This is a genomic window from Ectobacillus polymachus (assembly GCF_048159605.1).
Taxonomy (GTDB): Bacteria; Bacillota; Bacilli; order Bacillales; family Bacillaceae_G; genus Ectobacillus; species Ectobacillus polymachus.
This window is the reverse complement of sequence record NZ_JBLREB010000009.1, coordinates 20,487-42,785: the sequence shown is the minus strand read 5'-3', so window position 1 is coordinate 42,785 and position 22,299 is coordinate 20,487. Positions and strand designations below refer to the sequence as shown.

At 38.8% G+C, this 22,299-nt stretch carries 19 protein-coding genes and 2 tRNA genes; all 21 read right to left on the bottom strand.

Going from position 1 to position 22,299, the window contains the following annotated elements; translation table 11 throughout:
• Window positions 1-109: 109 nt before the first annotated feature.
• The 21 genes from cysK to ACM5BR_RS18160 all read right to left on the bottom strand — a co-directional run bounded on the left by cysK (window position 110) and on the right by ACM5BR_RS18160 (window position 22,297).
• The gene (gene cysK / locus ACM5BR_RS18260; RefSeq protein WP_416829600.1) at window positions 110-1,030 is read right to left on the bottom strand and encodes a cysteine synthase A; all 921 of its coding nucleotides are present in this window, start codon (window positions 1,028-1,030) and stop codon (window positions 110-112) included.
• A 142-nt stretch (window positions 1,031-1,172) separates the two neighbouring features.
• A complete protein-coding gene (hslO, locus tag ACM5BR_RS18255; RefSeq protein WP_416829598.1) occupies window positions 1,173-2,051 on the bottom strand; it encodes an Hsp33 family molecular chaperone HslO in 879 nt (292 codons plus the stop codon).
• Window positions 2,048-2,839, bottom strand: a complete 792-nt coding sequence (locus ACM5BR_RS18250; protein ID WP_416829596.1) for a type III pantothenate kinase — start codon at window positions 2,837-2,839, stop codon at window positions 2,048-2,050. Before ACM5BR_RS18250 ends, hslO begins: the two co-directional genes overlap by 4 nt.
• A 180-nt stretch (window positions 2,840-3,019) precedes the next feature.
• Complete coding sequence (gene ftsH / locus ACM5BR_RS18245) at window positions 3,020-4,972, bottom strand: ATP-dependent zinc metalloprotease FtsH (RefSeq protein WP_416829594.1); 1,953 nt, start codon at window positions 4,970-4,972, stop codon at window positions 3,020-3,022.
• A gap of 83 nt (window positions 4,973-5,055) precedes the next feature.
• Window positions 5,056-5,598 carry a hypoxanthine phosphoribosyltransferase gene (gene hpt, locus ACM5BR_RS18240; RefSeq protein WP_416829592.1) on the bottom strand — a complete coding sequence of 181 codons (543 nt, stop codon included), beginning with the start codon at window positions 5,596-5,598 and terminating at the stop codon, window positions 5,056-5,058.
• A complete protein-coding gene (tilS, locus tag ACM5BR_RS18235; RefSeq protein WP_416829590.1) occupies window positions 5,595-7,025 on the bottom strand; it encodes a tRNA lysidine(34) synthetase TilS in 1,431 nt (476 codons plus the stop codon). The genes hpt and tilS overlap by 4 nt, the downstream gene beginning before the upstream one ends.
• Before the next feature lie 195 nt (window positions 7,026-7,220).
• Window positions 7,221-9,692 (bottom strand): stage II sporulation protein E, encoded by a 2,472-nt coding sequence (gene spoIIE / locus ACM5BR_RS18230; protein WP_416829588.1) that lies wholly within the window; start codon window positions 9,690-9,692, stop codon window positions 7,221-7,223.
• 351 nt (window positions 9,693-10,043) lie between these two features.
• Window positions 10,044-10,115 (bottom strand) — tRNA-Glu (locus ACM5BR_RS18225).
• 9 nt (window positions 10,116-10,124) lie between these two features.
• A tRNA-Met gene (locus ACM5BR_RS18220) sits at window positions 10,125-10,198 on the bottom strand.
• A gap of 168 nt (window positions 10,199-10,366) precedes the next feature.
• Window positions 10,367-10,840 (bottom strand): S1 domain-containing RNA-binding protein, encoded by a 474-nt coding sequence (locus ACM5BR_RS18215; protein WP_416829586.1) that lies wholly within the window; start codon window positions 10,838-10,840, stop codon window positions 10,367-10,369.
• Window positions 10,841-10,927: 87 nt separating this feature from the next.
• On the bottom strand, window positions 10,928-11,287 hold the full coding sequence (locus ACM5BR_RS18210; RefSeq protein ID WP_416829584.1) for an FtsB family cell division protein: 360 nt from the start codon (window positions 11,285-11,287) through the stop codon (window positions 10,928-10,930).
• Entirely contained in the window at window positions 11,284-11,937 is a 654-nt protein-coding gene (gene yabQ, locus ACM5BR_RS18205) for a spore cortex biosynthesis protein YabQ (RefSeq protein ID WP_416829582.1), read from the bottom strand. Before yabQ ends, ACM5BR_RS18210 begins: the two co-directional genes overlap by 4 nt.
• Window positions 11,934-12,233 (bottom strand): sporulation protein YabP, encoded by a 300-nt coding sequence (yabP, locus tag ACM5BR_RS18200; protein ID WP_416829580.1) that lies wholly within the window; start codon window positions 12,231-12,233, stop codon window positions 11,934-11,936. The genes yabQ and yabP overlap by 4 nt, the downstream gene beginning before the upstream one ends.
• A gap of 53 nt (window positions 12,234-12,286) precedes the next feature.
• The gene (locus tag ACM5BR_RS18195) at window positions 12,287-12,559 is read right to left on the bottom strand and encodes an RNA-binding S4 domain-containing protein (protein ID WP_416829579.1); all 273 of its coding nucleotides are present in this window, start codon (window positions 12,557-12,559) and stop codon (window positions 12,287-12,289) included.
• 13 nt (window positions 12,560-12,572) lie between these two features.
• Complete coding sequence (yabN, locus tag ACM5BR_RS18190) at window positions 12,573-14,042, bottom strand: bifunctional methyltransferase/pyrophosphohydrolase YabN (protein ID WP_416829577.1); 1,470 nt, start codon at window positions 14,040-14,042, stop codon at window positions 12,573-12,575.
• A gap of 15 nt (window positions 14,043-14,057) precedes the next feature.
• The gene (locus tag ACM5BR_RS18185; protein WP_416829575.1) at window positions 14,058-15,644 is read right to left on the bottom strand and encodes a putative polysaccharide biosynthesis protein; all 1,587 of its coding nucleotides are present in this window, start codon (window positions 15,642-15,644) and stop codon (window positions 14,058-14,060) included.
• A 193-nt stretch (window positions 15,645-15,837) separates the two neighbouring features.
• Window positions 15,838-16,374, bottom strand: coding sequence for a stage V sporulation protein T (gene spoVT, locus ACM5BR_RS18180; RefSeq protein ID WP_416829573.1), 537 nt, complete (start codon window positions 16,372-16,374; stop codon window positions 15,838-15,840).
• Window positions 16,375-16,518: 144 nt separating this feature from the next.
• Window positions 16,519-20,049, bottom strand: a complete 3,531-nt coding sequence (gene mfd, locus ACM5BR_RS18175) for a transcription-repair coupling factor (RefSeq protein WP_416829571.1) — start codon at window positions 20,047-20,049, stop codon at window positions 16,519-16,521.
• A 188-nt stretch (window positions 20,050-20,237) separates the two neighbouring features.
• Window positions 20,238-20,462 carry an anti-sigma-F factor Fin gene (locus tag ACM5BR_RS18170; protein WP_416829570.1) on the bottom strand — a complete coding sequence of 75 codons (225 nt, stop codon included), beginning with the start codon at window positions 20,460-20,462 and terminating at the stop codon, window positions 20,238-20,240.
• Between the two features lie 139 nt (window positions 20,463-20,601).
• Window positions 20,602-21,162 (bottom strand): aminoacyl-tRNA hydrolase, encoded by a 561-nt coding sequence (gene pth / locus ACM5BR_RS18165; RefSeq protein WP_416829568.1) that lies wholly within the window; start codon window positions 21,160-21,162, stop codon window positions 20,602-20,604.
• 181 nt (window positions 21,163-21,343) lie between these two features.
• Window positions 21,344-22,297, bottom strand: coding sequence for a ribose-phosphate diphosphokinase (locus ACM5BR_RS18160; RefSeq protein ID WP_416829566.1), 954 nt, complete (start codon window positions 22,295-22,297; stop codon window positions 21,344-21,346).
• Between the last annotated feature and the right edge of the window lie 2 nt (window positions 22,298-22,299).

The following is a 22,299-nucleotide window of genomic DNA, read 5'->3' as shown; positions in this document are numbered from 1 at the left end:
GTTGATTGGAGCGGAAATCAACAAGCGAATGTAATAGAATCTTTATGTAAAATAAAAAAAGTGATCTGCCTTAGGGAATTTCCCCATTACAGATCACCTTACGTACTATCTATTCAAAGTGATAGAGTGGCGTACTTAAGTAACGTTCACCATTACTTGGTATAATTGCTAACACTTTTTTACCTTTTCCAAGTTCTTTTGCTACTTTCTTTGCAGCGTAGATGGCTGCTCCTGAAGAAATACCGACTAGAATTCCTTCTTCACGACCAGCTCTTCTTGCATTTTCAAAGGCCTGATCAGTAGTTACTTGAATAATTTCATCATAAACCTCTGGATCTAGTGTATCCGGAATAAATCCAGCTCCAATTCCTTGGATTTTATGAGGACCAGGTTTTCCACCTGATAAAACAGGAGAATCTGCTGGCTCTACTGCAACGATTCTAATATTCGGATAAGCTTCCTTCAATACTTCGCCTGTTCCTGTAATCGTGCCGCCCGTTCCAATACCAGAAATAAATGCATCAAGCTGTTCTCCCATTTGCTTTACGATCTCTGGGCCAGTTGTTAAACGATGAATTTCTGGGTTTGCTTCGTTTTTAAATTGTTGTGGAACAAAATAGCCATGTTCAGCTGCCAATTCTTCCGCTTTACGAATGGCTCCAACCATGCCCTCTTTTCCTGGTGTTAATACAAGTTCTGCACCGTAAGCACGAAGTAAGTTTCGACGCTCTACGCTCATCGTATCGGGCATAACTAAAATAGCTTTGTATCCTTTTGCAGCTGCAACCATAGCTAAACCGATTCCCGTATTCCCGCTTGTCGGTTCAATGATGGTGTCACCTTCTTTAATAATTCCTTTCTTCTCTGCATCTTCGATCATAGCGAGGGCAATACGATCTTTCACACTGCTGCCAGGGTTCATAAATTCTAACTTTAAGTAAATATCTGCACTGTCTTCTTCAACGATACGATTTAACTTTACGATTGGCGTGTTTCCAATTAATTCTGACACAGATTGTGCAATTGTCATTTTCTCCACCCCTATTACCTAGTATTTTTATTGGATTTATATACATTTTTGCACTTCAAATTACAATTGTCAATTCATACACATAATTTTTCGAAAAATCATTTATTTTTAACCTTCACTCACGACAAAACGCCCTTACAATTTACTGCAAACTATCGATAAGGTTCGTTATATCTTGCTTAGAAAACGTGTATTTTTCATTACAGAAATGGCAATGTACTTCCGTTTCTTCTTCTTCGTCCCGCACTTGCTGCAATTCCTCTAAACCTAAACTAGTTAGTACTCTTTCAATTCGTTCTCTTGAGCATGTACATCGAAAAACTACATCAAGTGTGTCTAACACCTTTACATTTTCTTCGCCAAGAATATGATACAAGATTTCTTCCGGTGTTAATCCATTTTCAACAAGCTTGCTTATTGGCGGCATTTCATTTAAGCGTTTTTCAATAAAAGAAATCGTTTCTTCCTCAGCACCCGGCATCATTTGTAGAATGAATCCACCAGCTGCTAGAATGCTGTCATCTCCATTTACAAGAACACCTACACCTACTGAAGATGGAATTTGCTCAGATACAGCAAAATAATAGGTAAAGTCTTCTCCTAACTCTCCAGAAACAATTGGTACTTGCCCAACAAACGGTTCACGTAAGCCAATGTCCTTTATAACGGTAATATTGCCATCCGTTCCAACTGCTTCATATACACGCAGCTTACCTTGCTCATTCGCTTCGAAGTCAATATGCGGATGAGCGACATATCCACGTACTTCTCCCTTGGCATTCGCGTCAATCAATATATGTCCAATGGGACCATTACCTTCTACCTTTATGGTAAGTTTTTGATCTTCCTTTAACATAGCGCCCATCATCACACCAGCTGTTAACGAGCGGCCTAACGCAGCAGAAGCTGTTCTCCATGTATCATGTCGGCGTTGTGCCTCACTAACTGTATGCGTTGTAATTGTGCTATATGCACGCACTTGGCCATCAAAGGCAAGAGATCTTACTAAATAATCTTTCATTCGGATGATTCCCCCAGTTCTTGGTGTGTATTACGTTGATAAATGATGCATAACCCTTTCAAAGTTAAAAAAGGATCTACAATATCAATTACATCTGATTCCTCAGCAATAAGGCTTGCTAGTCCCCCTGTCGCAATAACAGTTGGCTCCTTCTTCGCTTGTGCCTTCATACGTTTTACAATTCCCTCTACTTGACCTACATAACCATATAAAATGCCTGCTTGCATAGCACTTACTGTATTTTTACCTACAATATCATGCGGACGTGTAATTTCAATTCTTGGCAATTTTGCAGCACGGCTATAGAGTGCTTCGGCGGAAATCATAATACCCGGTGTAATCGCACCGCCCATATAATTCTTGTCTTCGTTTACATAACAGTATGTAGTAGCAGTTCCAAAATCCACAATAATCAACGGGCTGCCATACTCTTGAATGGCCGCTACTGCATTCACAACGCGGTCAGCACCGATTTCTCGAGGATTCTCATATTTAATATTTAATCCCGTTTTAATTCCAGGTCCTACAATAAGCGGCTTAACATGAAAGTATTTCGCGCACATTCTTTCGAGTGCAAACATAATCGGCGGAACTACAGAAGAAATGATAATTCCTGATATATCACGAAACGTAAGATTTACATGGGCAAGAAGATCTTTAATAAGCATTCCGTATTCGTCTTCTGTTTTGTTTCGGTTCGTTTCAATTCTCCAGTGATGACGAAGCTGTTCCTTTTCAAATACCCCTAATACAGCATTCGTATTTCCAACATCCATTACGAAAATCATAGTCTCACTCCTCACTATTCAATACTTCCATCATAGTTGATTGCGACATCTTTATAAAGTTCAACTAGCCTCAATGGAGAAAAAATACTCCTTTGAGGCTAGTTGAATGAATTCTATATACTTCATGTTAGACGATTTCGGAAGTCTATCCGTATAGGAAGAAAAAGGAGTGACGAATTGTCACTCCTTCGGCTGTTCATCCGTTTTTTCTTCTTCCTTCGGTTGTACTTCTTCCTTCGGTTGTACTTCTTCCTTCGTGGAGATGTTTACCTTCACTTCGTCAGAACCGAATGTTTTTTTCTTACGTTCAGGCAATATGCCATTTTCGTAAAGACCTCGAATTTGTTCAGCATCTAATGTTTCTACTTTAAGCAATGTTTTAGCAATGATATCAAGCTGTTCGCGTTTTTCAGTAAGGATTTCCTTAGCACGAGAATAGCAATACTTAATAATTTCTTGCATTTCTGCATCAATATCATGAGCAATGGAATCGCTATAATTTTGTTCGTTATGGAAATCTCTTCCTAGGAATACTTGACCACCGTGGGAACCGCCAAATTGTAACGGTCCAAGCTTATCGCTCATACCATATTCTGTTACCATACTTCTGGCAATACCAGTTGCACGTTGGAAGTCATTACTAGCACCTGTACTTACTTCGCCAAAAACAACCTCTTCTGCTACGCGTCCACCAAGTAGACCTGTAATCTTATCAAGTAATTCTGGTTTCGTCATAAGGAAACGATCTTCTCTAGGAAGCATAACTGCATAGCCACCAGCTTGACCACGAGGGACGATCGTTACTTTGTGAACCATATCTGCTTCATCAAGAACCATACCAATTACAGTATGACCAGCTTCATGGAAGGCTACGATATTACGTTCTTTTTCAGAAATGACACGACTTTTCTTTGCAGGACCTGCAATAACACGGTCAGTTGCTTCGTCAATATCAGTCATATCAATTTGCTTCTTGTTAGATCTGGCAGCTACAAGAGCAGCTTCATTTAACAGATTTTCTAAGTCTGCACCAGAGAATCCAGGTGTGCGCATAGCAATGGTACGTAAATTCACCGTTTCATCAAGCGGCTTATTACGTGCATGCACCTTTAGTACAGCTTCACGTCCGTTAACATCAGGACGATCTACAGTAATTTGACGGTCAAAACGACCTGGACGTAATAAAGCAGGGTCTAAAATATCAGGTCGGTTTGTTGCAGCGATAATAATAATACCTTCATTTGCACCGAAACCATCCATTTCAACAAGCAATTGGTTTAGTGTTTGTTCCCGTTCATCATGGCCGCCGCCAAGTCCTGCACCACGTTGACGTCCAACTGCATCGATTTCATCGATAAAGATAATACATGGAGCGTTCTTCTTCGCATTTTCGAATAAATCACGAACACGAGAAGCACCAACACCGACAAACATCTCTACAAAGTCAGATCCACTGATAGAGAAGAACGGTACTCCCGCTTCACCTGCAACAGCCCTTGCAAGTAATGTTTTACCTGTTCCTGGAGGACCTACGAGTAAAACCCCTTTCGGAATGCGTGCGCCAAGTTCAGAAAACTTACGAGGATCCTTCAAGAATTCTACAACCTCAACTAATTCTTGTTTTTCTTCATCAGCACCTGCAACATCTCGGAAGCGAACCTTCTTCTTATCATCATTGTAGAGCTTCGCCTTACTTTTCCCAAAATTCATCACACGGCTACCGCCGCCTTGAGCCTGGTTCATAAGGAAGAAGAAGAGAATGAATATAATGACAAATGGGATAATGGAAGTAAAGAATGTAACCCAAGCACTCGTTTCCTCGGCTGGTTTATAATCTACCTTCGTATTTTTTGCCTTATCATTCACCTTTTTCTGTAATTCTTCAGTATTAGGTGCGTATGTTACATAGTATTCATCCTGAGGAGAATCTGTAAATTGCCCCTTTACCTCAAATACACCATTTTTAGGCTGCAAACTAACGGAGCGTACTTCCCCATTATCTAGCTTAGCGAGGAATTTATCGTAGCTAATCGGTTTTGTTTGCTGAGTTGAACCGTTAAAATAGCTAACAACCCCAATTACAACTAAAAATATTAGTAAATAAAAGATGGTATTACGGAAGATGCGATTCATCCCTAACCTCCTCTCACAGCATACAATATAGTAAATAGTAACATAGAAAAACTTTGCTATCCAATAGTTAAACCTATGTAATGTTAGTTTGAATAAACGCTTGGTTTTAATACCCCGATATAAGGAAGATTACGATAACGTTCCTTATAGTCTAAACCATACCCTACAACAAATTCGTTTGGTACGTCAAATCCTACATAGTCAGCTTTAATTTTAGCCTTTCTACCAGCTGGCTTGTCTAATAATGTGACAATTTTTACTGATTTTGCTTTACGGTATTTAAACAAATCAACTAAATAGCTTAATGTGAGACCACTATCAATAATATCCTCTACAATTAATATGTCTCGCCCTTCTACAGAAGTATCTAAATCCTTGAGTATTTTAACTTCTCCTGAAGAAACAGTTGAGCTACCATAACTAGAAACTGCCATAAAATCCATTTCAAGATATACATCCATTCGTTTCAGAAGATCCGCCATAAAAGGCATTGCTCCTTTTAGTACACCAATTGCTAAAGGAATTGTATTCTTGTATTCCTCTGCAATGATAGCACCTAATTCTTTCACCTTTTTTTGAATTTCCTCTTCTGATACGAGTACTGTTTCAATATCCTGATTCATCATTTGTTTATCCTCCTAGAAGACTCCTTGCTTTTGTAATGAATAAGTATGTACCTATCTTCATTTGGCACCGTCTCCGATATAGCCTTGTCTGAGTACTTTAATTGTGGAACCCAGAGGATGTTATCTGCTGTATCACAAACAATCGGCCATTCTACTCGGTTTGACTTTGGGATTTTCCCTTCGATAAAGATAGTTTTTATCTTTTTCGTACCATTCATACCTCTTACCGTCATTCTGTCTCCCTCGGTGCGAGATCGAACCGTTAATGGCCCGGCAATGTCTTTGCTAGTACCCACAAACAAATTTGAGTGAAGAGAAGCAGGAAAAGAGTTGCTAATTTCTGCTATAAATTCATCTCCATTTGGCAAAGTAACCGTTCCTGGAATAGGCAAAGAATAAGAATACGGAAGAGCTTGATCCTCTTGAAAGCCAAAGCTGCATTCTTCATACGATCGGATTACCTTGAGACCTGCTGGAAAATCAAGCGAACCAGATGGATGAGGACGCTTTATTAAGTGCAGCGCTTGCTCAATATGTATAGAAGAAAGGGATACCGGTAGTTGGTAATTATAAAGATAGTTTAATATTAGTTGAATCCCTCTTCTTTGTAAAGGCATTGGTAAAGATTCAAATGAAGGAATTGACAGTACAACCGTATTTTTTTCCTTATATTTTAATACTTTATTCATATTTTCAAAAGCTAATTCCTGTAAATATTTTTCATCTTCCTGGATATACGTGCTAAATGATTGAAAACGCTCATGCACATTTGGATTTTCTTTTTTTAAAAGAGGGAGTATGTTCTTACGAAATCGATTTCTCGTATAGGCTTCTTCGCTGTTACTCGAATCAATACACACAGTAATGGATTGCTCCTGACAATACTGATTGATTTCCTCTTTCGTAACGACTAATAACGGACGAATGATCATTCCGCCCGCAAACTTACGCTTGGCATGAATACCTGCATATCCTTGCATGGTGCTTCCACGTACGAGACGCATTAAAATGGTCTCTACCTGATCATCGCCGTGATGTCCAAGTGCTAAGTAATCACCCTTATGCTTCCCCATAATCTGTTCAAAAAAGGCATAACGACATTCTCTTGCAGCCAATTCTGTTCCAAGTTTATGCTCTTTTTGATAGCGTGTAACATCAATTTGCGTTGCCTCACACGGTATACCAAGCTGTTTGCAGTGATTCACAACATATTGTAAATCCTGCTTTGATTCTTCTCCTCTAAACATATGGTCTACATGTGCTACCACTATGTGTAGTTGATCCTTCTCTTTCCGTTTCATCAAATAGTCAAGTAACGCCAGGGAATCAGCTCCTCCGGAGACTCCCACAATAACGGTTGAATTCGGACGAAGCAGCTCATACTTCATTACAAAGGTATCTATTTTCGAAGTAAAATTCTCTTTCAATATTTTTATCACCTTTCATGATTGTTCCACAAACGGCCTTGCAATAATCGTACCACTTTTTATCCTTTACCTGCAAAAAAAATAGCTTCCGTATTACAAGCTTAGATATCGTTATTTCTTCTACTTTCTTTGATTCATCTATTTACGTAAAAAAGGATGGCCCTAGCATCCCCTCTAAGGCCATCACGCAATCATTTATTGAGCCTGTTTACTCATAATTGGAATGGTTGCCCATTTTGGCATGCTCTTTTCTATTTTCGCAACAATCACCGTCATATCATCTTCAATAAATCCATCACGCGAGCGAATCACTTCTTCAATGAGAATGTCAGCAATTTCTTGGGGATCATTCGTTTGCAGCTCTTTTATTTTTCGTTTCATCCAGGCTTCATGGTTCTCTACATGCTTTGGCCCTTCAAAAATTCCATCACTCATCATGATGAGAATATCTCCGCTTTTCAATTGTTCACTCACTACATCTACATCTACATCTTCAATGATTCCCATCGGCAAATTGCTTGCTTCTACTTTTATAACACGATCACCGCGCTTTACAAAGCTAGGAGTAGAACCTACCTTTAAAAATTTCGCTTTTGCATCTCGCAAGTCAATCATTGCTAAATCTAAAGTCGTAAATATCTCGTCTGTCGTTCGTAATGATAGAATAGAGTTGATAGCTTTAATTGCAATTTTTTCGTGAATACCAGATTGCAATATTTTTTGCAGGAGCTTAAGTGTTTCCCTGCTCTCCATATTTGCTCTCTCGCCATTACCCATTCCATCGCTTATTGCAAGTGCATATTTCCCAACGCTAAGCTCCATCGTAGAATAGGAATCTCCTGAAACGAGTCCACCACCTAAAGCAGCCGTTGCAATACCTGTTTCTACCGCAAACGTCTTAGCAGATCCAAAGCTTACAGTCGTATTGCCATGTGGATATAGGGATTTATCTTCATGCTTTACAAGTATAGTCTCGCCAAGAACATCCGAAAGCATAGGGGCAATGAGTTTTTCGCATTCTCCCCGTTGATTACTAACATTTGGAATTACCATCTCTATATCAACATTGCCATGATCCAGACAATAGATATCAACCTGCCCAATTTCAATTCCGAATTTCGTAAACGCATCTAAAATTTGATCTTCCTGCGCTTGATGATTTTCCTTTTCACGCTGAATTTCCTTCGCAAAATCCTCCATAACCTTAGAAACGCCAAGAAGCTGCTCTGCCACAAGCCTTCGATTCTCTTTCATTTGCTTTTTTATTTTTTGTTTTGCGTAAAAATGAGAAAGCTCTTGCTGCATCAGCTCATTGACTTTTGCACTTCGAACACAATACTTGCCCCAATCCTTTAAAAACCTTGAATTACGCTGTAATGTATCTTCTTCTGTTTCTTTCAGAACTTGCCTCATATAATCATAGGTTCGTTCAGGATTCGTAACCCAACACTGCTCTTTCTTAAAGCAGGTTTTGCACGTCTTTTCGGTAATACCACTTAAAAACATGTCAGCTTCTGTTTCCTGATCCTCATTCTCCACATAGCCATAGACAGAAAAACTATTAGACAGTGCTTCAAACACATTAGCAAATTGCGCTATTTTCCCGGACGTCACATCGCGAATACGACGTAAATATTGATGCTGATCATTAGCATTCTCTACCGTTCCTGGAACGAACTTCGCTAATCGTTCTAGTAAAAATTTCGGTGTTACAAGAAAAATAGAAATAGCGACTACGGATTCAAATAATGTTTTTGTAATATCTCCTTGCTTATCTACATATAATGCTATCAGACTTGTTCCGATCAGAAGTCCTAAGCCAACTCCAAGACGTTTTCCTTCCTTTAGAAGGCCGCCAAGCAAGCCCGAAAAGGCAAGCAAGCTAAGCTGATATAAACTAGCCACATTGGCTAAACTCAATATAAGCCCAGTTACTACTCCGACCGTTGAACCGATTGCTGCTCCTGATACATAAGCAAATAGGAGCACTAAATATCTCGTAAATATATGCTGTATAGATAAATGGTAGACAAACCAATCTGTTGTTCCTGTTAGCACCGATGCTAACAGGATAATTAAGCAAACAATTTCTTCGGTTTCGAGAGATTGCTGTTTGCTTTTTCGTTCCGTTAGGAGAGGAACACTTTGTAAGAAAATCATTGTCAGCACAAAGCTTAATCCAGCTTCAATTGTGCTCATAAACACATCATACATAATGATGGATTTTTGCCCTAAATATGCAAGTACTAAATGTGAAGTTACAACCGATAGAAAAACTTGAAAGGGAACGAGACCTACTGTCTTTTTCGTAAATCTCACAAAAAATATATGATAAACAAAGAATATAAAAATCGAAGTAAATGTAAATATCGCATTATCAATGGAAATCGTAAAGGCTCCACCCATTAGGGCTAGAAAGGCCAATGCCATTTTATCCCTTTTCATTACATACACTGCTGCAAAAAACGGCAAAGCAAATGGCAAAATATTTGTGAGTATATAGGCTCGTCCTAATAAAAATCCGACAACAGCAACTACAAATCCCCACCGAAAGAATACTTGTTCAAAAATTTTTCTTATTTTACTAGAGAAACGAAACAAAGCTCCACGGTTACTTGACAAAATACTAGTTTTTGAATGAGTCGTACCTCTTTCTATTATTGACATACAGCTCACACCACCCGAATATTTTATCCCGATCTACCTGGCGAATTGATTCCGTTCACCTATAGATCTCATTGGATCCACTATCAATTCGGCGACAGACTCCGTTCCCAATTGAAGCTTCTCTACTAGTGGTTCCAGTATACAAAACAAAAGAGGTATTTTTTGTCATAAAGCAGAATGCACCATACAAAATCGTTCGACGATATGTGTAAAGCTATGCTACATACATACAGAATTAGGTAAAATGCTATAAATGAATGGTATATTTCCAGGAAAATAAACAAGCTTTTTGTAGAAATTGAAAAACAAAAAAACCAAAGTCTACTAGGTAGACTTTGGTTTTTTAAAAGATGACCCGTACGGGAATCGAACCCGTGTTACCGCCGTGAAAGGGCGGTGTCTTAACCGCTTGACCAACGGGCCTTTTTATAATAGCGGCGAAGGGGATCGAACCCCCGACCTCACGGGTATGAACCGTACGCTCTAGCCAGCTGAGCTACACCGCCATGTCCTTAACATTCTAACGGACAATTACTATAATATCTATAAAGTGATAATGTGTCAATAACTTTTATTAGAATATCGAGTATCTTTCCTAACAATTGATAAATACATATAATAGTTAATACAAAAGGGCATTCGGCTTTCCGAATGCCCCTATTTTAAAAGAGTTATTATCCGCGTCTAGCGCCGCGACCTCCACGTTTTGACTCTGTATTACGTTTTAAAGAAGTTAAACGATCTTCACTATCCTTTAAGAAGCGAACCATTTTTTGTTCAAATGTCTCTTTCGTATTACGATCTTCACGTTCACGACCACCACGTTCACGACCACCACGTTCACGATCACGATTGTAAGGTCGATTACCTCGCGCAGGACGATTTTGATGCTGCTCATTGGCCGTACCTTCACGTTCTTTCGCTTTCTTAATGGAAAGCCCAATTTTTCCGTCTTTCTCTACATTAATGACCTTAACTTCAACTTGATCGCCAACTTTAAGATGATCATTAATGTCTTTCACATAGTTATCAGCTACTTCACTGATATGAACAAGACCCGTTACTCCATCTGGCAGCTCTACAAAAGCCCCAAAATTAGTGATCCCTGTTACTTTTCCCTGTAACTTGCTGCCTACTTCGATTGACATAAAAAAAATGTTCCTCCTTAAATTTAAAAAGTCAAATTTATACTTCATTATATATAATCACAAAATAGAGTGTCAATGAAACAAACATCACTTAGAAACTGGAAAATTAATCTCCCCATCTTTTGAAAAGAAATACTCGCTCCGTGCGATTTTCGCTATATAATCGTCATTGTTAAGCTGGCGAATTTTTTCCTGAAGCTTGCTCTCTTCATCCTTTAATGAATTCATTTCATTTTGTAACGTCGCAGTTTCTGCAACCTGTTTATTGATGGCCATATTTTGTTGATAAAACGTAATACTTAAACTAGTAATAACGGTAAGGGCAAGGGCAAAAAACAAAGTAAGGCGACGAACCAGACGCTTCTTGCTTACATTCTCTATTGGTAGTGTATGCTGCTCCCTAGCAATTGTGTTCTCTCTTGCAAACGAGTCTCTTAGTTCCCTCATTCACGAGGTCCCCCCAACCTTTTTTTAATAGACGTCCACCATTTCGTGATTATTACTTTCAACTTCTCGAATTTTATTAAAAGTCCTGCAAAACTCCTCAAAAAAATTTTAACACGGTTAGGGAGAACTTTCCATACAAGCATGCCAATTAATCGTAATGGCATAAAAAAGATTTTCATTAGGACCATTATAATTCGAGTAAGAAGAGTGAAAATTATTCGTAGTAATGATCGAATCATCCGAAATGAGAAAACTAGAATCAAAATGATGCAGTGAACGAGAAATAAAATAGGGCTCACAACGAGAAGCTTCCCTATCGATACAGCAATTTGGTACACTCGAATTATAATTTGAATGCTTCTTTCCAAAACAGCCGTGTACACGCGCTTTAGCATGCCTTGGTAGGCTGCAAATCCACAAAGCAACGCGACAAATACATAGATTCGTATCGTTGCTTCGTTAACGATAAACAACACATAAAAAATAAGAAGAGCTTGGACGAACCAGAACAGCAAATCGTAAATGAAGACGAGTATTCGTTTTCGTGTGGATCGCTTCAAAAAACGATGATACGTATCAAGTGCTGCCCCTGTCAGTGCCCCCATACCAATCATGGAAAGCATCGTATAAAGTTGAACGGATAAGCTCATTTAAAAAGCTTGCTAAAGATTCCTTTAGCTTTCTCCGAGTGATGTTCATCTATATACGCTAGCTCATACACCTTCCCCTTAATCGATACGACTCCTTTATCTACATCCAAATTTTTCATTTGTAGGTTTTGACCGCGAATCGTAAGAAAGCCCATTACAGTCTCTAATAAAAATTCCTCATTATCAAAGCTCTCTACTTGCTTTACTCCTGTAATATCCAGCAAACGTCTTCCACGCATGATCACATCATGCTCAGCTGCTGCAGTAGGTTTATTTGTAGAAGATGTTCCGTTCATCTCTATCCCCCCATAGCTAGTACTGCTACTACTGTATGCAGGGCGCATAGGATTTAGAACAAACCTGGCTCTCCCACCTTTTCCTCTCCCACAATGGTATACATGTTTGCGGCATCTTCTTTTTTCGTCGTTTCCTTTAGTTCATTAATTTTTACAGTAACAAGTTTCTGTCCAAAGCGCACCGTCAAAATGTCGTTTACTTTTACAACCGTACTTGCTTTAGCAGGCAGACCATTAATGGAAATACGCCCTTGATCTGCAACCTCCTTTGCAAGTGTTCTTCTTTTAATTAAACGAGAAACCTTCAAAAACTTATCTAATCTCATTGTATCCACACTCCTATTCATATCCTTTTTTCTTCGCTTCTTCCCACAGAGCGTCAAGCTCTTCAAGAGATAGCTCTTCCATTTTCTTATTTACCCTGTTTACACGTTCCTCCATATAAGTAAAACGATTGATAAACTTTATATTTGTCGTATGTAGCGCTTCTTCTGGATTAATTTTATAGTATCTAGCAATATTTACGATTACGAATAGAATATCGCCAAATTCCTTCAGCATTTTTTCCGAATCCATTGCCTTTACCTCTGCTCGAAACTCGTTCCATTCCTCTGTCATTTTCTCAAGCATTGGTTCTACATCTTTCCAATCAAATCCAACCTTCGCTGCCTTTTTTTGTAGCTCATAGGCTTGCAATAGCTGCGGCAAGGATTTCGGAATACCTGACAAAATGGATTCACGTTCTTTTCCTTTTTCTGTCTTCTTAATATCATTCCAATTTACCAGTACCTCATCAGAATTTGCAACCGTCACATCCCCAAATACGTGCGGATGACGCCGTATCATTTTTTCTGATATCCCTCTGATCACATCATCAATGGAATACCATCCTTCATCTTCCCCAATTTGTGCATGCAGCATGACTTGCAGCAGCACGTCACCTAGCTCTTCAATAATATGCTCGTCATCCTTCTCATCAATTGCCTCGAGCAACTCATATGTTTCTTCAATTAAATAACGTTTTAACGATTCATGTGTTTGCTCCTTATCCCAAGGACAGCCGTTTGGTCCGCGAAGCGTCGCAATAATTTGTCTTAATTCTGCAAATTCCTGATACAAAAGACTCTTATCACGAACTGGAGGAACATATACACTCGTTAGATTGTTTAATTCTGTCTCATGATCTAGCATATAGAGCGGCACTGCCCTTACGCTCTCAAACGAAGTGCCCGCCCCTGTAACAATAAATACTTCATAGTCATCCCGCAAGCTTTCCATCAATGTTAACTTCACATTCGATGCAATAAAGGAATCATATACCTGACAAAAAATAAGATGGTGGCCTAGCTGCAACTCGCTTCGTTTAAAGAAAGTAGCATCTACTAGCTGAAATCCTTCAATCGGATCAATTTGAAGACTTGAAAATAGCGGGTCAAGAAAGCTTTGTCCACCTTCTATTTTCACAGTAATTCCCTCATTTTCTCCTCTTTGCAGCAGTAGCTGTACCGTTCGTTCTGCAACAAGAGGATGCCCTGGAACCGCGTATACTACATCTTCTTCCTTTGCCTTTTCTATTAACATGGAAGCAATTGTTTCATACACCTGTTCAAATTGGTCAAAGGATTCATACACATCATCAAAAGAAGTAAAGGAAAGCCCTTCTTCCTTAAGCTCCTGCAATACAGGATGCTCCTTCGTCCGAACGTACATATACTTTGTTTGCTTTAGCTTTCGATATACACCTATGCTTAGTTGATCAAAATCACCCGCACCTAATCCAATAATCGTAATTATATGAGTCTGAGTCAACACCAACCACTCCTTTTACTTTTTGAAAATAAGGGGAATTTTCCCGCCCTTCCAAACAGCACCGATTTCCTCATCGGTAAATACATTCATTTTAAATATCAGAATTAGGTAGATGATTCCCCCTAATCCAACCGAGCTTAACGCTTCAAAGGTAGCAACAAGACGATGCTCCGTATTTATAAAATGCTGGAACATATTCATATAAAGCATAATAACAAGCACCATTCCTAGGCCAGCTATCCCAACACTTCGTATACTGCGGAATCCAGGTAACGCGCTCGGTATTTTTCGTACTAACACGAAAATATTACATGCCGAAATACAGAACAAAGCGAACACGGTAGCAATTGCGGCTCCTTTTACACCAAACCGCGGAATTAACCATAGATTCGCACTGTATTTAATCCCCGCACCAATAATCGCAAATAAAGCAGGCATAACGGTTATGCCAAGCCCCTGTAAAACAGAGGCAGACGTAATGGAAAGTGCACTAAATAGAATAGAAAGGGATAAGATGGCAAGAAAATCAGAACCATCCCCATTTTGGAACAGCATAATATTAGCAGGCCGAATGATACATACAAGTCCTGCAGTTGCAGCAAGGCCAATGGTTAGCGTTAATTTCATAGCAAGCTGTATCTTTTCTTCGATAAACCTATGATCCCCACGCATTCGAGCACCTGTAATAATAGGGATAAGCGTTAGTGAAAAAGAGGTAGCGACTACTGTACCGAGCTGAATAAACGGAATGCCGCGGTCGTATACACCCTTTATGAGCTTAGCGGTATTCTCCTCAAATCCCGTTCCTACTAACAAGTTGTATAATGACATAGAATCAACGAATTGGATGAATATGAGAACAAGATTACTAACGCATATAGTCATACCTTGCCAAATTACAATTTTAATTATAGAACGTTTCCCAGGTATATCCATCCACTTTTGCATAAACACACTTTTTATGTCGTTTCGGAGAAAATACAGTAAGATAACAATTGCTACAATGCTGCCTATAACAGAACCAAGCATAGCACCCGCCCCTACCGTATAACTATCAGCACCTATTCCCACTAGAAGTAACGACAATAACACAATAATCGAAACGCGGACCGTTTGCTCTGCTACCTGCGAGACAGCTGTTGGCGTCATATTTGCAAAGCCTTGGAAATATCCTCTTGCTACAGATAGAAAAGGCATAAGCAGAAATGAAAATGCTACCACACTAAGCAGCTTAGACAGCCTTTCATCTCCCATAGCATGGGCAATTGCATGTGATCCAAAGAAAAGAATCACAAAAAAGAGAAGTCCAATACCCATTAGAAACCAAAAGGAAACAAATACAATTTCTTTTGCACCTTGATTATCTTTGTCCTCTAATCTTGCTGAAATTAACTTCGATATAACTACAGGAAAACCATACGTTGCCAATATTATAGAAAGCCCATACAGCGGATATACTTGTTGATAAATATAAAAACCGAGATCCCCTGCAATATTTTGATACGGAATCCGGTAAAAAGCGCTTAATATTTTCATGATAAGACCAGATATTGTTAAAATAATGGCACCTTTCCAAAAAGCCCCTTGCTTCTTCATCTCCATACAGAAGTTCCTTTCCTCCTATGTTCACACCACGCGTATTATACCATAATACATGACCCTGACGTTTTGTAACTATGAACATAAAAACAGGCCATCACAGAACGAACCTAAAATACAGGATTCTGAAAGATGACCTATTTGTTGGAGGAACTCTTATTGCTTTTTAGGCTAGCTCCCCAGAAAGAAAGCCTTCCTATTGTTCCATTTGTTTCCCTAAGAATGCTGCAGCTGTTTCTACCGCTTTCTTTTCTATGTCACTAATTACTTTTTCTTTTGAGAAGATGATAACAGCGCCAATTGGGTCGCCGTTTGCGATAATAGGTCCGATTGTATAGGAACTGATTTTTTCGATCATCCCTTCAATAAGAGCCATTTCGCTTTCATCCATCATGATAACAGAGCTTCGGTCTTCCATTGCTTTTTCAATTAAATCACCAATGCTTTTATTTAAGTAATCTTTTTTAGATACACCTGCTACAGCGATAATGGCATCGCGATCGCAAATAAGTATATTATGTCCTAAGCTATCAAAAAGTGCTTCAGCATATTCTTTTGCAAAGTCACCCAATTCACTAATGGGCGAGTATTTCTTTAAAATAACTTCTCCATCTCGGTCAACGAAAATTTCTAAAGGATCTCCTTCACGAATACGAAGTGTTCTGCGAATTTCTTTTGGAATAACGACTCTGCCTAAATCATCAATTCGACGTACGATTCCGGTTGCTTTCATCTAATGCTGCCTCGCTTTCTAAAGATGGTAAAAGCGGTGAACTTTCACATCTTCTTCTCTTCATGTAAAAGCTATCCACTATTAAGCATAGTATTGTTCACATTAGATGTTCTATGCACGCCAAATCTATTTTTTCTTCTTGTATTACGCGTTAACCACTTCTTTTTTTACATTTTTCAATCCGATTAGTAAATTCTCACCTATTGTTAACCATTTCGAAGCTTCCATCCCTTTCGTATTCATGACAACTTTCAGCTTGGATCCTTCCATACCGAGACGTAAATTACGTCCTAAACTGTTAGCTAGCATGAATAACTTTCCGCCATCAATGTTTTGAGTAGCTTTTTCAGAAAATAGGAAAGTCACATCGTACTTAGATTGCTTAATCGATTCGATTTTCTCTTTAGCTGCAAGCACCTTTAAGCTAGTAATTTGAAATAAATAACCTACCTCTTGTGGATAATCTCCAAATCGATCTGTTATTTCTTCCTGTAGTTCTTCTATATCTTGCGCTGACGACACACCTCTATATTGCTTATACATCATTATTTTTTGCTTACTATCGGAAATATACTCATCTGGCAAATATGCATCAACATCTACGTCCATTTCTACTTCGAAGTGAGCTTCTTCACCAGTAACACCTTTTCTTTGCTCAATCGCTTCCTTGAGCATTTGTGAATATAAATCAAAACCTACAGAGTCTATAAAACCATGCTGCTCTGCACCAAGCAGATTTCCAGCTCCTCGGATCGATAAATCTCGCATTGCAATCTTAAAACCAGAACCCAATTCTGTGAATTCTTTTATTGCTTGCAATCTCTTTTCGGCAACCTCTGATAGCACCTTATCTTTTTTGTACGTAAAGTATGCATAGGCAACCCGATTTGAACGTCCTACCCGTCCGCGAAGCTGATACAATTGCGACAGCCCCATACGATCAGCATCGCTTACGATAAGTGTATTTACATTTGGAATATCTACTCCCGTTTCAATGATGGTTGTACTAACGAGAACATCGTACTGCCCATCTAAAAATGCCAGCATGACTGCTTCAAGTTCGCTTTCATTCATTTTTCCATGTGCATATGTAACACGAGCGTCTGGTACGAGCATTGAAATTTCTTCGACTTTTCGCTCAATGTCTTCTACACGATTATGCAAGAAATATACTTGCCCTTCCCTCGCAAGCTCCCTTTCAATCGCTTCGCGAATTAATGAACCATTGTATTCAACGACATACGTTTGAACAGGAAAACGATTTTCCGGCGGTGTTTCGATGACAGATAGGTCTCGAACCCCAAGCATCGACATATGAAGGGTACGCGGGATTGGCGTAGCAGTTAAGGTTAATACATCAATATTCGCTTTCATTTGTTTAATTTTTTCTTTATGTGTAACGCCAAATCGTTGCTCTTCATCAATGATTAACAAACCTAAATCTTTAAATACAATATCCTTCGATAACACACGATGGGTTCCAATTACAAGATCAACCACTCCATCCTTAAGCCCTTTTAATACTTCATTTTGCTGCTTGCGTGTGCGAAAACGACTTAGCAGCCCAATAGAAATAGGATAATCTTGGAAGCGCTCTTTTATTGTTTCATAATGTTGCTGCGCCAGGATGGTTGTAGGTACTAAGATAGCCACTTGTTTTTGATCCATAATTGCTTTAAAGGCAGCGCGAATGGCTACTTCTGTTTTTCCATAGCCAACATCGCCGCAAAGTAAGCGATCCATCGGACGTTCCCGTTCCATGTCTTTTTTAATTTCTATAATAGACCGGATCTGATCCTCGGTCTCTTGATAAGGGAAGAGTCCTTCAAATTCCCCTTGCTCTGTCGTATCTGGTGAATAGCTAAATCCTTTCGAAGCTTCTCGCTCAGCGTATAGCTTAATTAAATCATCCGCGATATTTTGCACGGATTTCTCTACTTTACTTTTTACTCGTTTCCAATCCGTACCGCCAAGCTTATAAATTTTCGGTTCCTTTCCTTCTGAACCGATATACTTTTGTACTTGATCAATTTGTTCAACAGGTACATATAATTTATCATTGCCCTGATATTTAATATGCAAATAATCTTTATGGACACCATTTATTTCAAGTGTTTCAATGCCAAGGAATTTACCAATACCATGATTGACATGAACGACATAATCTCCCACCTTGAGCTCGGAATAACTCTTAATACGCTCGGCATTCGATAGCTTTTGTCTACGTTGTTGTTTCTTTACCGTTTTATGGAATAATTCCTTTTCTGTAATAACAGCTAGACGCAGCATCGGCACTTCAAATCCAGCCTGTAATTCACCTACTATAATATGAATCCGCCCAGGTACCAAAACACTCTGTTTTAGAACAATATCTGCTTGTATATCATAATCATGGAGTATACCTTCTAGCTTTTTCACACGTTCTTCATTGGAGCCTAGTACCACGACCGTATAGTTTCCTTTTACCCAACGTTCACTTTCGCTTTTAAGAAGATGCATTTGCCCATGGAAATCTTGCATCGTACGACTCGTTACATTCACAATATTTTGCGGATGTGTATGAGAAATATGCCGCAAAAACAATGTCATAAATACCATGCTTCGTTTCTTCTGTTGAAGCAATTGCAAATAATCATGAGAGAACGTAAGATCCTGAATAATTGCCCCATCACTAAGTAGGGATGTATACCATTCTGCCTCTTCTTGTTCCAGATGCTCAGCCGTTTCTTGTATGCGCGACACCTCATCTAACACTACTATCCCGTTTTCAGGTAAATAGTCTACTAGACTAGAAGGGGTTTCATAGTATAAAGACAGATATTTGAACATATTTGGCGTACTATTTCCACTTTTCAACTGTTCCAGCTCATATCCAACTGTTTCCAGTAACTGTTCTTTTAAATTTGTACTGCTCACTTTTTTTACTGTAGCAGTTAAGCCTGCTTCTAGCTTCTGGATACCTTGCTTCATTTCATTAGAGCTAAAAATAAACTCTGCTGCAGGTCCGAATGATATGGACGGAATGGGACCTAATGAACGTTGGTCATCAACTTGAAAGGTTCGAATCGAATCTATTTCTGTATCAAACAATTCAATTCGAACTGGTAAATCCTCTGTTAACGGATAAATATCTAAAATTCCTCCGCGAATACTATATTCACCAGGAGCTTCAACCATTGATTTTCGCGTATAGCCGATATCAGAAAGCGTACGAGTAAATGATCCTAAATCTAGATCGTCTCCTACTCTTAGCGATATTTGTCTACTTGCCCAGTGCTCCTTCGCAGGAAGGAAGCGTCGCATCCCAGCGATCGGTGCCACTATGATAGCTGCATCATTGTGTACAAGACGGTTTAATACATCAATCCGCTGTGCTAAAAGCTCTGGACTAGCAATGCCAACTTCAGAGGCAATGAGCTCATTAACGGGATATAGAAGAACCTTCTTTTCCCCAATAAGTGAAACAAGATCATCATATACCTTTTGTGCTTGCAATAAATTATGGGTAATAATAAGCTGTGTCCGTTTTGATTTTTCATAGAGTGCAGCTAGAAAAGGCGTACGAGAAGAAGCTGTCATTCCATACACCAGCTGCTCCTTTAACCCATCCTCTATACCATTTGCTATGGAGATCAATTCTTTATTATCATTAAATTGTTCTAGTAATGCTATCATTTTTGGAACTCCTCTCAGTAAAGAGTAAGTTAGTATATTTTTATGTAATTATACAGAAAATGGAACTTCTGCGTAATCGAATGCCACCTAGTATCTTCTGCTGGTTTAACCCCCACTTACAAAAAGTGGGGGTTAAACTCAATCATTAGAATGTAAAAAACAGAAAAATGCTTTGGACCTACCAAAGCTTACTGAATAAATGTATCATATTCATGGTAATGTGGATTGCTCTCTAAAGTTTCCTGACAATCCTCACAAATTGTTTTTACATACACATTACCATACTTATCAAATTGTAGCATTTCTTTCTTTTCTTCCTCAGTCAGTTGCCCTACCACTACATTATGAGCTACTTCATTCATAATAGAACCAATTCTCCGTCCACAGTGGCGACAGTAATAAAATGTAGTCATAAGTTCCTCCATACCATTTGTTTCAGTACTAGTAGTATGGCTAAATATACGTACATTATACGTTTTTGACCTTCTGTTATGCCACTTCTTATTGCACGAAGCACCTCACTAATGGAAGTTTCACTTAATTATACAATATCTACACGTTAAATGTATTCATAACCTGTAAAAATGGCATATGAAGCCATTGTTCACACGAATCAGCACTTTTCTGAATCGTCTTTTCTAATTGAGGTAATTCTTCATTTATAAACCGCCCTAATACGTAATCAGGAACTTTCATTCCATTTTTTGGACGATCGATACCAATTCGAATGCGGTTAAATTCTTGTGTTCCTACATGGCTAATGGTTGATTTTACACCATTATGTCCGCCGGCGCTTCCTTTCATTCGAAGACGCAGCTTTCCAACTGGAAGATCCAAATCATCGTATAGGATAAGAAAATCCTCTATATCAATTTTATAATAATCCATAAGAGGACGAATGCTTTCACCAGACAAATTCATATAGGTAAGAGGCTTTAACAAGATAACCTTCTCCCCATTTACTATTCCCGCACCATACAAGCCTTTGAATTTCAACTGATCCAACGAAATACTCCAGCGTTTTGATAATTCATCGATTACCATAAATCCAACGTTATGTCTTGTACGTTCATACTCTTTGCCTGGGTTTCCAAGCCCTACAATTAGTTTCATTCTTACTCTCCTCATCATGATAGGAAAAGGAGCTGACTCAAAAGGGAGATAACCATTCCCTTTTGAGTCAGCTCGCGAAATAGACTGTCAAGTTGAAACCAGCAAAATCAGTAATTTCTGAGACAGCCTATTTCGCATATCCCACTTATTTTAGTGTTGAGATATCCCTATCCTCACCAAATTAATCAAATAACGTACTTACAGATTTATCTTCATAAATACGGATGATTGCTTCTCCAATAAGAGTTGCAACAGACAATTCTTTAATCTTCGCTGTTTTCTTCTCTTCTGGAAGTGCAATAGAATTCGTAATTACAAGTTCTTTTATTTTTGAATTATTAATACGATCGATCGCAGGACCAGATAATACCGGATGTGTACAGCATGCGTATACTTCCTTTGCGCCGTTTTCTACTAGTGCATTCGCTGCTAATGTAATTGTTCCTGCTGTATCAATAATATCATCAATTAAAATACAAGTTTTTCCTTCAATATTCCCAATGATATTCATGACTTCTGACACATTTGGTCTAGGACGGCGTTTATCAATAATAGCAATCGGAGCTTTCAAACGGTCCGCCATCTTTCTAGCACGAGTTACACCACCGTGGTCTGGTGATACAACTACAATATCATCTAGATGTTTCTCTGCAAAATAATCAGAAAGGATTTTCACAGCCATTAAATGGTCAATTGGAATATCGAAAAATCCTTGAATTTGTGGAGCATGTAAATCTAGTGTTATCACACGGGATGCCCCTGCTGTTTGTAACAAATTCGCTACAAGTTTTGACGTAATTGGTTCCCGTGAACGCGATTTACGGTCTTGACGAGCATAGCCGTAGTACGGCATTACGATATTTATTGTTTTAGCAGATGCACGCTTTAATGCATCAATCATAATTAGAAGTTCCATAATATGTTCGTTTACTGGATAGCTCGTAGATTGAATAACGAATACGTCACATCCCCGGATGCTTTCCTCAATATTAATTTGGATTTCACCATCACTAAAACTAGTTACAGAACATTTTCCTAACCCTACTCCGATATGTTTAGCAATTTCTTCTGCAACTGCTTTATTAGAGTTTAAAGAGAACACTTTTAAGTTGGAATCTAAATATTGGTTTGCCACTA